13 protein-coding genes are annotated in these 12,743 nt (G+C 66.9%); 4 read left to right on the top strand and 9 right to left on the bottom strand.

Annotated features, from left to right (window positions below; translation table 11 throughout):
* Positions 1–18: 18 nt before the first annotated feature.
* The 3 genes from Q333_RS0104250 to cobS all read left to right on the top strand — a co-directional run bounded on the left by Q333_RS0104250 (position 19) and on the right by cobS (position 2,250).
* Complete coding sequence (locus Q333_RS0104250; protein WP_029415504.1) at positions 19–690, top strand: J domain-containing protein; 672 nt, start codon at positions 19–21, stop codon at positions 688–690.
* A 62-nt stretch (positions 691–752) separates the two neighbouring features.
* Positions 753–1,181, top strand: a complete 429-nt coding sequence (locus Q333_RS0104245) for an organic hydroperoxide resistance protein (protein ID WP_029415503.1) — start codon at positions 753–755, stop codon at positions 1,179–1,181.
* 61 nt (positions 1,182–1,242) lie between these two features.
* Positions 1,243–2,250 (top strand): cobaltochelatase subunit CobS, encoded by a 1,008-nt coding sequence (gene cobS, locus Q333_RS0104240; protein WP_029415502.1) that lies wholly within the window; start codon positions 1,243–1,245, stop codon positions 2,248–2,250.
* Here cobS and Q333_RS0104235 read toward each other — a convergent pair.
* Positions 2,247–2,606 carry a phage holin family protein gene (locus tag Q333_RS0104235; RefSeq protein ID WP_029415501.1) on the bottom strand — a complete coding sequence of 120 codons (360 nt, stop codon included), beginning with the start codon at positions 2,604–2,606 and terminating at the stop codon, positions 2,247–2,249. The genes cobS and Q333_RS0104235 overlap by 4 nt on opposite strands.
* Before the next feature lie 153 nt (positions 2,607–2,759).
* On the opposite strand from Q333_RS0104235, the gene Q333_RS0104230 reads away from it, so the two are divergent.
* Positions 2,760–3,068: a CsbD family protein gene (locus Q333_RS0104230; protein WP_029415500.1), complete on the top strand. Its 309-nt coding sequence runs from the start codon at positions 2,760–2,762 to the stop codon at positions 3,066–3,068.
* Between the two features lie 69 nt (positions 3,069–3,137).
* On the opposite strand, the gene clpA is transcribed toward Q333_RS0104230, so the two are convergent.
* The 8 genes from clpA to Q333_RS0104190 form a co-directional block, all read right to left on the bottom strand.
* A complete protein-coding gene (gene clpA / locus Q333_RS0104225) occupies positions 3,138–5,450 on the bottom strand; it encodes an ATP-dependent Clp protease ATP-binding subunit ClpA (RefSeq protein WP_029415499.1) in 2,313 nt (770 codons plus the stop codon).
* Between the two features lie 13 nt (positions 5,451–5,463).
* Positions 5,464–5,796 (bottom strand): ATP-dependent Clp protease adapter ClpS, encoded by a 333-nt coding sequence (clpS, locus tag Q333_RS0104220; RefSeq protein ID WP_029415498.1) that lies wholly within the window; start codon positions 5,794–5,796, stop codon positions 5,464–5,466.
* 744 nt (positions 5,797–6,540) lie between these two features.
* Positions 6,541–6,897 carry an endonuclease domain-containing protein gene (locus Q333_RS0104215; RefSeq protein WP_035293697.1) on the bottom strand — a complete coding sequence of 119 codons (357 nt, stop codon included), beginning with the start codon at positions 6,895–6,897 and terminating at the stop codon, positions 6,541–6,543.
* A gap of 294 nt (positions 6,898–7,191) precedes the next feature.
* Positions 7,192–8,055: a restriction endonuclease gene (locus tag Q333_RS16845; RefSeq protein WP_162175573.1), complete on the bottom strand. Its 864-nt coding sequence runs from the start codon at positions 8,053–8,055 to the stop codon at positions 7,192–7,194.
* Positions 8,056–8,064: 9 nt separating this feature from the next.
* Positions 8,065–9,597, bottom strand: coding sequence for an acyl-CoA carboxylase subunit beta (locus Q333_RS0104205; protein ID WP_029415495.1), 1,533 nt, complete (start codon positions 9,595–9,597; stop codon positions 8,065–8,067).
* A gap of 11 nt (positions 9,598–9,608) precedes the next feature.
* On the bottom strand, positions 9,609–10,505 hold the full coding sequence (locus tag Q333_RS0104200) for an enoyl-CoA hydratase-related protein (protein ID WP_029415494.1): 897 nt from the start codon (positions 10,503–10,505) through the stop codon (positions 9,609–9,611).
* A gap of 14 nt (positions 10,506–10,519) precedes the next feature.
* Positions 10,520–12,112 carry a carboxyl transferase domain-containing protein gene (locus Q333_RS0104195; RefSeq protein ID WP_029415493.1) on the bottom strand — a complete coding sequence of 531 codons (1,593 nt, stop codon included), beginning with the start codon at positions 12,110–12,112 and terminating at the stop codon, positions 10,520–10,522.
* A 205-nt stretch (positions 12,113–12,317) separates the two neighbouring features.
* Entirely contained in the window at positions 12,318–12,737 is a 420-nt protein-coding gene (locus Q333_RS0104190; protein WP_029415492.1) for a J domain-containing protein, read from the bottom strand.
* Between the last annotated feature and the right edge of the window lie 6 nt (positions 12,738–12,743).

The raw sequence follows: 12,743 nt of genomic DNA, 5'->3' as shown, positions 1-12,743 counted from the left end.
GCCCCTACACTGGAGACGATGCCTGCTTCGTTCCAGTACAAACCCCGCTTCAAGGACATGCGGATCAAGCCGCCGTGCCCCGAGGAGGAGGAAGCGGAGGCCGATGTCCTGCGCCTGAAGCCGGGCGAGAAGCCCTGCCAGTGGCCCGACTGCAACCGCGCCGCGACCGCCAGGGCGCCCAAGTCCCGCGAGCGGCTGAACGAATTCTACGACTTCTGCCAGCCGCACGCGGGCGAGTACAACAAGGGCTGGAACTTCTACGCCGGCATGACCGAGGGCCAGATCCGCGCCGCCCAGGAACGCGAGGCCATGACCGGCGGCCGTCCGACCTGGGAGATGAAGGCGGGCAAGTTTTCCCGCGAGGCCGCGGCCTTCGCGGCCAAGATGGGCACAGCCAATACCGGAGGCACCGGGGGCTGGCACGACAGCTTCGGCCTGTTCGGCCGCCGCGTGCGCGAACAGGCGGCGGCAGAAGAAGAAGGGCTGCGGCTGGGCAAGCTGGAGCGACAGGCGCTGGCCGACCTCGATCTGGACGCCCGAACCGACAAGGCGGCGGTCAAGGCGCGCTATCATGAGCTGCTGAAACGCTTCCACCCCGACCTGAACCAGGGCGACCGGGGCGCGGAGGCCAAGCTGCAGCGCGTCATCAAGGCTTACAAGACGCTGAAGAAGGCCGGGATGGCCAACTGATCCCTCTCCCGCTGGGCGAGGGACACACTACATCAGGCTCCTCTTCCCAACAGGAGCCACACATGGACGTTCTCTACAAGGCCCACGCCGTCGCCTCGGGCGGAGGCCGCGCGGGCGGGCGGTCGCACACCGACGACGGCAAGATCGACGTCGCTCTGTCCGTGCCCAAGGCGATGGGCGGCGACGACGGCCCGGGCACCAATCCGGAGCAGCTGTTCGCCGTGGGCTACGCCGCCTGCTACCTCGGGGCGCTGCGTCTGGTCAGCCAGCAGGCAGGCACGCCGGTCGGGCCGGACACCAAGGTCCACTCCGGAATCGGCTTCGGCAAGAACGACCGCGGCGAGGGCTACAATATCTCCGTGGACCTGAAGGTCACCGACCACGGCCTGGACAAGGCCGCCATCGACGCCCTGATCGCCAAGGCTCATCAGGTCTGCCCCTACTCCAACGCCACGCGCGGCAACGTCGACGTCGACCTGTCGGCGGAATAACCGCACCCAAAGAGGCCGCGCGCGTGTTGAGCCGCGCGCGCGGCGCCTCTAGAGGAGCGACATGGCTCCCTCTCCGCTCGACGCTTCGCCCGATCCGCTCCTGACGTTCGAACCCCACCGCAAGGTCTCGGTGCGCGAGGCCTTCGGCGTCGATTCCGACATGACCTTGCCCTGCTTCGATCCGGGCGACAGCCATGTGCCCGAGGTCGATCCGGCCTATCGCTTCGATCCGCAGACGACGCTGGCCATCTGCGCCGGCTTCGCTCATGACCGCCGCGTGATGGTCCAGGGCTATCACGGCACCGGCAAGTCCACGCACATCGAGCAGGTGGCGGCGCGACTGAACTGGCCGCTGGTGCGGGTGAACCTGGACAGCCACGTCAGCAGGATCGACCTGGTCGGCAAGGACGCCATCGTCCTGAAGGACGGCAAGCAGGTCACCGAGTTCCGCGAGGGGATGCTGCCCTGGGCCATCCAGCGCCCGATCGCCCTGGTGTTCGATGAATACGACGCCGGTCGCCCCGACGTGATGTTCGTCATCCAGCGCGTGCTGGAGGCGCAGGGCCGTCTGACCCTGCTGGACCAGAACCGGGTGATCCGGCCCAACAAATGGTTCCGCCTGTTCGCCACCACCAACACCATCGGTCTGGGCGACACCTCGGGCCTGTATCACGGCACCCAGCAGATCAATCAGGGCCAGATGGACCGCTGGTCGATCGTGACGACGCTCAACTATCTCGACCATGACGTGGAGGCCGAGATCGTCGCCGCCAAGGTGCCGGAGTGGGCCGACGCGGAGGGCCGCAGGAAGATCGCCGCCATGGTCCGCGTCGCCGACATGACCCGCAACGCCTTCATGAATGGCGACATCTCGACGGTCATGAGCCCCCGCACTGTGATCACCTGGGCCCAGAACGCCCAGATCTTCGGCGGCGACCTGGGGCTGAGCTTCCGCCTGACGTTCCTGAACAAGTGCGACGAGCTGGAGCGTCCGACCATCGCGGAGTTCTATCAGCGGGCGTTCGGCGAGGACCTCCCCGAGGCGGCGGTGCGGGTGAAGGTGGGCTAGTCCCGCGGCTGCCGATCGTCCGGGATCGCCGATCCTGCAACCCAGCTGACCAGCCCCGTCACGACGGCCGCGCCGATGCCGGCCCACAGGCCGTCGACCTCGAAGCCGCCGAGGAAGCTGGCAACCAAGCCGATGGTGGCGGCGTTCACGACCAGGAGGAACAGGCCGAAGGTGATGACCGTCAGCGGGAAGGTCAGAACCACCAGGATCGGCCTCACCACGGCGTTGACGATGCCGAGCAGAACGGCCGCGGCGATCAGTGACCCCGTCTGGGTGAAGGCCACCCCCGGTACGACATAGGCCGCCAGCCAAAGGCCGAGCGCCGTCACCACGGCCTGCAGGATGAACCGGATCATCGTCGTTTCGCTCCGCTTTTCGCTACCTTCGGCTCGCCTGATATCGCCACGCCGCGACCCGCCCGCAACCACGTTTGTTGGCGGAACCGTAGCGGTTGCCATGCGCTTTCTCCCGCAAGCCTCCCCGGCGTCACTCCTAGAAGGATCACCCCCATGACCGACGAACGCATCGAAGGCGCCGTGACCGGCGCGAACGGCACGCTCAAGAGCGGCTTCGGCCGTCTGACCGGCGACACCAAGCTTCAGCTCGAAGGCAAGTTCGACGAGGTGAAGGGCAAGGCGCTGGACGCCTATGGCCGCGCCATCGACAAGCTGGAGACGCTGTCGGAGCGGGCTCCGGCGGACCTGCGCGAGCCGGTGCGGACGGGGCTGGACTTCGCGCGGAGGAAGCCGCTGCTGACCACCGGCATCATCGCGGGGCTGGCCTTCATCCTGGCTGGTTCGGGCCGCCGTCGCCGCTGACCCAAGCCCTATAAACGAACGAAAGGCCCGGAATCGCTCCCGGGCCTTTTGCTTTGGTGATCAGGCGGATCACACCGCCTCGCCGTCGACCGTCTCCTTGGCGGGAGCGCCTGACGCCGCGGTGATGTCGAAGGCGATCTTGCCGTCCTTCAGCTCCACCCGGACGTGGCCGCCGCGCGTGAGCCTGCCGAACAGGATGTCGTCGGCGAGCGGCTTCTTGATGTGCTCCTGGATGGTCCGGGCCAGGGGCCGGGCGCCGTAGAGCTCGTCGAAGCCGTTCTTGGCCAGCCAGTCGGTGGCGTCGTCGGTCAGTTCGATGGTGATGTTGCGGTCCGCCAGTTGGGCTTCCAGCTGCAGCACGAACTTGGTCACCACCTGGCGGATGGTCTCGGAATCCAGGGCCTTGAAGGCGACGATGGCGTCCAGACGGTTCCTGAACTCGGGCGCGAACAGGCGCTGGATGGCCTTGTCGTCCTCGCCCTCGACCTTGCCGCGGCCAAAGCCGATGGAGGCGCGGGCGTTGTCGGCGGCGCCGGCGTTGGTGGTCATGATCAGGACGGTGTTCCTGAAATCAACCTTCTTGCCGACGGCGTCGGTCAGCATCCCGTTGTCCATGACCTGGAGCAGGATGTTGTAGACGTCCGGGTGGGCCTTCTCGATCTCGTCCAGCAGGACCACGGCGTGCGGATGCTGATCGACCGCATCGGTCAGCAAGCCACCCTGGTCATGGCCGACGTAGCCCGGAGGGGCGCCGATCAGGCGGCTGACGGTGTGCCGCTCCATGTACTCCGACATGTCGAAGCGGAGCATCTCGATGCCGAGCGTCGCCGCCAGCTGCTTGGCCACCTCGGTCTTGCCGACGCCGGTGGGGCCGGAGAACAGGAAGGCGCCGATGGGCTTCTGCGGATCGCGCAGACCGGCGCGGGCCAGCTTCATGGCCGAGGAGACCTGCTCGATCGCCGCGTCCTGACCGAAGACGGCCCGGTTCAGGTCGTCCTTCAGCGCCTTCAGGCTCTCGGTGTCGGACTTCGACACCGACTTCGGCGGGATGCGGGCCATCTTGGCGATGACGGCCTCGACCTCCTTCTGGCCGATGACCTTCTTCCTCTTGGACTCGGCCAGCAGCATCTGCGAGGCGCCCGCCTCGTCGATGACGTCGATCGCCTTGTCCGGCAGCTTGCGGTCGGTCATGTAGCGCGCCGACAGCTCGACCGCCGAGCGGATCGCCGCGTCGGTGTAACGCAGCTTGTGGTGGGTCTCATACGAGCTCTTGAGCCCGCGCAGGATCTTGACCGTGTCCTCGACCGTCGGCTCGTTGACGTCGATCTTCTGGAAGCGACGGACGAGCGCCCGGTCCTTCTCGAAGTGCTGGCGGTATTCCTTGTAGGTCGTCGAGCCCATGCAGCGCAGGCTGCCGGACGCGAGCGCGGGCTTGAGCAAATTGGACGCATCCATCGCCCCGCCGGAGGTGGCGCCGGCCCCGATCACCGTGTGGATCTCGTCGATGAAAAGGATGGCGTCGTCGTGGTTCTCGAGCTCCTTGACGACCTGCTTCAGCCGCTCCTCGAAGTCGCCGCGGTAGCGGGTGCCGGCCAGAAGCGCGCCCATGTCGAGCGAATAGATGGTCGCGCCCTTGAGCACGTCCGGCACCTCGCCATTGACGATCTTGCGGGCCAGGCCTTCCGCGATCGCGGTCTTGCCGACCCCGGGTTCGCCGACCAGCAGCGGGTTGTTCTTGGTGCGGCGGCACAGGATCTGGATCGAGCGCTCGACCTCGGCCAGGCGGCCGATCAGGGGGTCGACCTTGCCGTTCCTCGACTTCTCGTTGAGGTCGACGCAGTAGGCCTCCAGCGCCTCGCCGCCTGACTTGACGGCGGCGGCGTCCTCGGCCTCTTCCGGCGACTGGCCGGCGGCCTTGGCGGGACGGGTCTCGCCCTGCCCGGCCTTCTTGGCGATGCCGTGGGCGATGAAGTTGACCGCGTCGTAGCGGGTCATGTCCTGCTCCTGCAGGAAGTAGGCGGCGTGGCTCTCGCGCTCCGAGAAGATGGCGACGAGCACGTTTGCGCCCGAGACCTCTTCCCGGCCGGAGCTTTGAACGTGGATGACCGCGCGCTGGATCACGCGCTGGAAGCCGGCGGTCGGCTTGGCGTCCTCGCCGTCCGAGGTCGCGAGCGCGGCCAGGTCGGTGTCGACATAGAGGGTCAGGGCCGTCTTCAACGCCGTCAGGTCGACGTTGCAGGCCTTCATCACAGCCGAGGCGTCCGGGTCGTCGACCAGGGCCAGCAGCAGGTGTTCGAGCGTGGCGTACTCATGACGGCGCTCGTTGGCATAGGCCACGGCGCGGTGCAGGGTCTCTTCGAGAGGACGCGAAAACGAGGGCATTGGGAGGTTCCTCTCAGTCCTTTTCCATCGTGCATTGCAGGGGGTGCTGGTGGCGCCGCGCCGTCTCGACCACCTGGGCGACCTTGGTTTCGGCCACTTCATAGGTGTAGACGCCGCACACCCCGACGCCATGCTGGTGCACATGCAGCATGATGCGGGTCGCGTCCTCGCGGCTCTTCTGGAAGAACCGCTCCAGCACATAGACGACGAATTCCATGGGGGTGTAGTCGTCGTTGAGGATCAGCACCCGATAGAGCGAGGGCTTCTGAAGCTTGGGCTTCGTTTCGGTGACGGTGGCGGCGCCGATGCCGCCTCCGCCCTGTTCGCCTGGTCTTCTGGTCGCCATTCTCGGTCCGTCGGGGGAGTCGATGGATCAGATAGGGAATGATGGCCGGATTTGAAGCGGCGTCCAGTCACTTGGTGGTGCGAAGCTCATGCGACGGCGCCCTCGCCGGGTCGCGGCGAGGTGGGAAGGGCGGGCGGAGCAGCCGGGCCTTCGCCCGGTGACCGTCCCGGATCAAGTCCGGGATGACAATGTTTCGGCGAAAGACGACTGCTCCGCGCGATTGGTCTGATCGGAAGCGGACGGCCCCGCGTCGTTCGGACGCGACTGACCGGGGACCAACGGCCCTGTTAGAGCCTTGCCGCTACTGACGCCTCCGGCGGGAAGGTCGGCGTGCTTGCGAAAGCCGATCCCCTGAACGCGGCGAGTCTTCTGCTCGCCGCCTTGTTGGTGGGCTACCGCTCGGGACGCGGTCCCTCGCTGCTTGAGCCCGGGACCCTCGTTCTGAACGGCGTAGTCTGCCCACGCCACCCCCTTGATCCGGACGCCGGATGACCGCTCTTCACGGCCTCCGGTCGTGGGACCTCGGGAGCTCCCGCTCCAACCGCTTCCGCCGCAGCAAGCTCGCAAGGCCTTGCGCCCTTCCCAAGCGACGGAACCGGGGTCGATTGTAAGGGGGTTTTCAATGCGGGCGCGTTCGCGGCGTCTCAAACGCCACGGGTGCTGTTTTTCTTCACGGAATCCGGGCGTCATTGGATGATTGGGAAAAACAGCATGCGTCTCACCCTCTCCCAAAGGGAGAGGGGTCTATCCCCTCGCCCGCTCGACCTGGGCCCGGATCGCATCCAGCACGTCCGGTAGCCGGGCCATCACCTCCGCGTTCGGGAAACGCATCACGGACCAGCCGAGGGTCTCGATGTCCCGCTGGCGGTATTGGTCCTTCAGGTCGCGGTCGTCGTCGTCATGCACGCCGCCGTCCAGTTCGATGACCAGCATCAGGGCGTCGCAGGCGAAGTCCGCGAAATAGGGTCCGATGGAGTGCTGGCGACGAAACTTCAGCCCGTCGAGACGGCCGTTGCGCAGGGCCTGCCAGAGCCTGGCCTCGGCGGGTGTTTGAGCGCGACGGAGTGCGCGGGCGAAGGGGGTTTTCGGATCGCGGGCCATTTAACGTTCCCTTCCCTCTCCCAGAGGGAGAGGGCTTGAGCGCCCGAGAGCCGTCAGGCGATCGGACTTCGCGCGAAAGGGTGAGGGGTTAGGGTGCCAACCGGCAAGAGGGAAACCCCTCACCCTTTCGGTTTGCGGATCGCTGCGCTCTCCGAACCTCAAGCCCTCTCCCTCTGGGAGAGGGAAAGCCCCGCCGACGCCGTCTCCACCCCCGGCCAGTCGGCGAACACCTGCTCAGCCGTCGGCGAGCGGAGGCGGTTGCGGGAGCAAAGGAAGAGGAGGTTGGTCAGTTCATCAGCCCAAACTGATCCGTCCGAACAGCCAGTCTTCCATCTGAGCGAATTCGGCTGCGCTGAGCCGATGCTTCCGCTGTTCTACATACTCGAGCGCCCCTTTCGTCAGGAGCCCCGTGGTCGCCAAAATCCCCTTAGTCCCGCGATTGTCTTCGACGCTCGCCGCTAGTTCCCGGATCTTAGAGACACCAACCTTGTGATCGTTTGGGTGATAGCGCTTTGCCTCCCAAATCGTTCGCACGAGACCCAGAAGCGGATCGCGCCGTTCAGCAATCACATCGACCCCTCCGTCGCGGGATTGAGGCGTCAAGATCACCTTCCACCCGTCGCGATCTAGAAGATCAGCAATTAGCTCTTCGAACTGTCGGGGCTCCAGATTGTAAAGGGAATGACCGTTGTCGATGAGTTGCCTACCCAAGGCGATCATCGATGGAGAGGCGGAAAAGTGGCCCGAATAGCCCGCCGGTGGTCGGATGATCGAATGCCGGTCCGGTTCGGAAAACTCGAATAGGCCTCGGTTTAGCATCACATGGATGCCCCCGATTGAGTCATCGCCTGCATACCAATCCTGAACTTCAGCCCAGCTCAGAGCACCCTCGAACTCATCGAGCCCTTCTTCCGAGAGGGTGGCTCGCTTGTGCCTGAATCCGATCAAGCCCGGGTCAAGGAGCTCTTCCACAACCCACGGCTCGAAAAGCGGGTTGACCTCAATGAACTCATCGATCTCCGCCTCGGTGACGGGACCAGAAGGCACTTCGGCATCATCGTCATCCGAAAGCTTCCCGGACCGACGCATTTGAATGGTCGGCTCCAGAGCTTCGCCGATCATGCGCCTGAGGTCGGCAAGCGAGTAGGTCTCGTCCAATCCAGCCATCTACAGCGGAATATTATCGTGCTTCTTCCACGGGTTCGTCTGCACCTTCCCCTTCAGCGTCCGTAGCGCCTTGATCAGGCGGCGCCGCGTGCCGTGCGGCATGATCACGTCGTCGATGTAGCCCAGGCCTGCCGCGACGAACGGATTGGCGAAGCGTTCCTTGTATTCGGCCTCGCGCGCCGCGAGGGCCTCGGGGTCTGAGGCATCCTTGCGGAAGATGATCTCGACCGCGCCCTTGGCGCCCATGACGGCGATCTCGGCACTGGGCCAGGCGTAGTTGACGTCGCCGCGCAGGTGTTTGGAGCTCATGACGTCGTAGGCGCCGCCATAGGCCTTGCGCGTGATGACGGTCAGCTTGGGCACCGTGGCCTCGGCATAGGCGAACAGCAGCTTGGCGCCGTGCTTGATCAGGCCGCCGTACTCCTGGCGCGTGCCGGGCATGAAGCCGGGCACGTCGACGAAGGTCACCAGCGGAATGCCGAAGGCGTCGCAGAAGCGGACGAAGCGGGCGGCCTTGCGGCTCGAGTCGATGTCGAGCACGCCCGCCAGGACCTGGGGCTGGTTGGCGACGACGCCGACGGGCTGGCCGTCCAGGCGGCCGAAGCCGCAGACGATGTTCTTCGCAAAGTCGGCGCCGATCTCGAAGAAGTCGGCCTCGTCGACCGTCTTCAGGATCAGCTCCTTGATGTCATAGGGCTGGTTCGGATTGGCCGGGACGAGGGTGTCCAGGCTGTCCTCGTCGCGCTCGGGGTCGTCGTAGCTGTCGCGGACCGGGGGCTTTTCGCGGTTGGACAGGGGCAGGAAGCCGATCAGGCGGCGCACCTCCATCAGGGCCTCGATGTCGTTCTCGAAGGCCCCGTCGGCGACGCCGGACTTGCCCGCATGGACGCGCGCGCCGCCCAGGTCCTCGTGGCTGACGACCTCGTTGGTGACCGTCTTCACCACGTCCGGGCCGGTCACGTACATGTAGGAGGTGTCCTTCACCATGAAGATGAAGTCGGTGATGGCCGGGGAATAGACGTCGCCGCCCGCGCAGGGGCCCATGATCACGCTGATCTGGGGGATGACGCCGCTGGCGAGCGTGTTCTGGAGGAAGATGTCGGCGTAGCCGGCAAGGCTCTCGACCCCCTCCTGAATGCGGGCGCCGCCGGCGTCATACAGGCCGATGATGGGAGCGCCGTTCGTCAGCGCCATGCCCATCAGCTTGACGATCTTGGCCGCGTGCGCGCCCGAAAGAGAGCCGCCGAAGACCGTGAAATCCTTGGAGAAGACATAGACCAGACGCCCGCCGATGGTGCCGCGGCCCGTGACCACGCCGTCGCCGGGGACGCGCTGTTTCTCCATGCCGAACTGATGCGACCGATGCTCCACGAACATGTCGGTCTCTTCGAAGGAGCCCTCGTCCAGCAGGACCTCGATGCGTTCGCGCGCGGTCAGCTTGCCCTTGGCGTGCTGGGCGGCGATGCGGGCGTCGCCTCCCCCCAGGCGGGCGGCGGCGCGGCGGGCTTCGAGCTGTTCGAGAATGGCTTGCATGGGTCTCTCCTCTAGCCCGCCCAGCTGGGATCGCGCTTGTCGAGGAAGGCGCGGACGCCCTCCTGGCCCTCGGCGGAGACACGGGCGCGGGCGATCCGGCGGGCGGTGTCCTCCATCAGGCTGCGATCGATCTTCTGGCCCGCGACGTCGTGGACCAGGCGCTTGGCGTCGCCCATGGCGCCCGGCGCATTGCGGGTCAGGCTGTCGGTCAGCATGGAGACGAACTCGTCCATCGACCCGTCGGGCAGGACCATGTCGATGATCCCGGCGTGGGCCGCATAGTCGGCGTCGAAGATGTTGGCGGTCAGGAACAGCTGACGCGCCCGGCGCGCGCCGACGGCCTCGACGACGTAGGGGGCGATGGTCGCGGGGATGAGGCCCAGCTTGACCTCGGAGAAGGCGAAGCGCGTCCCCTCGACCGCCACGGCCATGTCGCAGGCGCAGACGATGCCGGCCCCGCCGCCCATCGCCGCGCCCTCGACCAGCGCCACCGTAAGCGCCGGAATGTCGTGCAGCGCCTTCAGCATCTTCGCCAGGCCCATGGCGTCGTCGCGGTTGTCGCTCTCGGACCAGTCGACGGCGTCGCGCATCCAGCCCAGGTCGGCGCCCGCGCTGAACGTCCCGCCCGCCCCGCGCAGGAAGACGACCCGCACATGGTCGGCCCCGTGCAGGGTCTCGAACGCCTCATGCAGGGCGGCGATGGTGGCGGCGTCGAAGGCGTTCTTCTTCTGGGGCCGGTTGATGGTGATGAAGACCACGCCGTCGGCCGTGGAATCGATCTGCACCAGGTCGTCGTTGGCGTCCGGCGCCGGATCGGGGACCAGGGGCTGGGCGATGGCGTTGATCTCGGCCGCCTCGGCATCGGTGATGTCGAGGGCGTTCAGGTCGGATGTCTTGGGGTCGGTCATAGGGAAGTCTCCAATCACATCCTGAACACGCCAAAGGTCGTGTCGGCTATGGGCGCATTGAGCGAGGCGCTGATCGCCAGGCCCAGCACATCCCGGGTCTGGGCCGGGTCGATGACGCCGTCGTCCCACAGGCGGGCGGTGGCATAGTAGGGGTTGCCCTCGTCCTCATACTTCTGGCGGACGGGGGCCTTGAAGGCTTCGGCCTCCTCCGGCGTCCATTTGTCGGCGTCGCGGTGCACGGTGGCCAGCACCGCCGCCGCCTGCTCCCCGCCCATGACGCTGATGCGGCTGTTCGGCCAGGTGAACAGGAAGCGCGGCGAATAGGCCCGGCCGCACATGCCGTAGTTGCCGGCCCCGAAGCTGCCGCCGATTAGGACGGTGAACTTGGGCACATTGGCCGAGGCGACGGCGGTGACCAGCTTGGCGCCGTCCTTGGCGATGCCGCCGGCCTCGTACTTGCCGCCGACCATGAAGCCCGAGATGTTCTGCAGGAAGACCAGCGGGATCTTCCGCCTGCAGGCCAGTTCGATGAAGTGGGCCCCCTTCAGCGCGCTCTCGGAGAACAGCACGCCGTTGTTGGCCAGGATGGCGACCGGATAGCCCCAGATGCGGGCGAAGCCGCACACCAGGCTTGAGCCATACAGCGGCTTGAACTCCTCGAAGTCGGACCCGTCGACGATGCGGGCGATGACCTCGCGTACATCGTAGGGCGCGCGGACATCGTCGGGGATAATGCCGTACAGCTCCTCGGCGGGCAGCATCGGTTCGCGCGGCTCGCGCACGTCCAGCTCGACCGATTTGACGCTGTTCAGGTGGCCGACGATGTCGCGGACGATCTCCAGCGCGTGCTCGTCGTTCTCGGCGACGTAGTCGACGACGCCGGACTTGCGGCCATGGGTCTCGGCCCCGCCCAGGTCCTCGGCCGAGATGACCTCGCCGGTCGCGGCCTTCACCAGCGGCGGGCCCGCCAGGAAGATGGTGCCCTGGTTCCGGACGATCACCGTCTCGTCCGACATGGCCGGGACATAGGCGCCGCCGGCGGTGCACGACCCCATGACGCAGGCGATCTGGGGGATGTTCCGCGCGCTCATCCGCGCCTGATTGAAGAAGATGCGGCCGAAGTGGTCGCGGTCGGGAAAGACCTCGGCCTGGTGCGGCAGGTTCGCCCCGCCGGAATCGACCAGATAGACGCAGGGCAGGTTGTTCTGCTCGGCGATCTCCTGGGCGCGGAGGTGCTTCTTCACGGTCATGGGGAAGTAGGCGCCGCCCTTCACCGTCGGGTCGTTGGCGACGATCATGACCTCGCGGCCCGAGACGCGGCCGATGCCGCAGATCATGCCCGCGCCGGGGGCCTCGTCGCCGTACATGCCGTTGGCGGCGAGCTGGCCGATCTCGAGAAACGGCGAGCCGGGGTCCAGCAGGCGCTCGACCCGGTCGCGGGGGAGCAGCTTGCCTCGGGCGACGTGGCGGTCGCGGGAAGCGTCCGACCCGCCTCGCGCCGCCTTGGCCACCTTCTCGCGCAGTTCGGCGACGAGGGCGGCGTTGTGGGCGTGGAGCGCCTTGAACGCGGGGCTACTGGGATCGACGGCGGAGGTCAGCTTCGGCATGGCGTGGGTTTAGGGGGGAATTGCGCGTTCCGGAACCCTCTCCCAGAGGGAGAGGGCTTGAGCGCCCGAGAGCCGTCAGGCGATCGGCCTTGCGCGAAAGGGTGAGGGGTTATCGTGCGAACCGGTGAGGTCTGATCCCCTCACCCTTTCGGCTGGCGGATCGCTGCGCTCTCCGAGCCTCAAGCCCTCTCCCTCTGGGAGAGGGTCACTTTTTGAGCAACCGGTCCTTCGCCGCGTTCAGCTTCGCCGCCAGACCCTCGGTTCCGCCTTGGTCCGGATGGGCGCGCGCCATGAGGCGGCGCCAGGCGGCGGTGATGTCCTGGGCCGTCGCGTCGGCGGAAACGCCGAGGATGGAGCGGGCCTCGGCGTCGGACAGGCCCTCGGCGCGCGGCGGGACAGAGCGGATGCGCGACGCGAGCGTCAGCCACAGGGCGGCGCCGCACAGGCCGACGCCGGTGATCCAGGCGCCACGCGACAGGGCCAGCGCCCCGCCCCCCAGCAAGGCAGCGGCGATCAGGGTGGCGGCGACGCGCCACTGGCCCCGGCGCGGGCCCTCGGTCTGGCGGCCGAGGCGAACCAGGGCCCAGACGACGATGCCCGCCAGCACGAGCCAGATCAGGCCCATGCGTTC

The sequence above is a fragment of the Brevundimonas bacteroides DSM 4726 genome (assembly GCF_000701445.1).
In the GTDB taxonomy this organism is placed as follows: domain Bacteria; phylum Pseudomonadota; class Alphaproteobacteria; order Caulobacterales; family Caulobacteraceae; genus Brevundimonas; species Brevundimonas bacteroides.
Note: the sequence above shows the minus strand (reverse complement) of the source record. Positions and strands in the feature narration are given on the sequence as shown.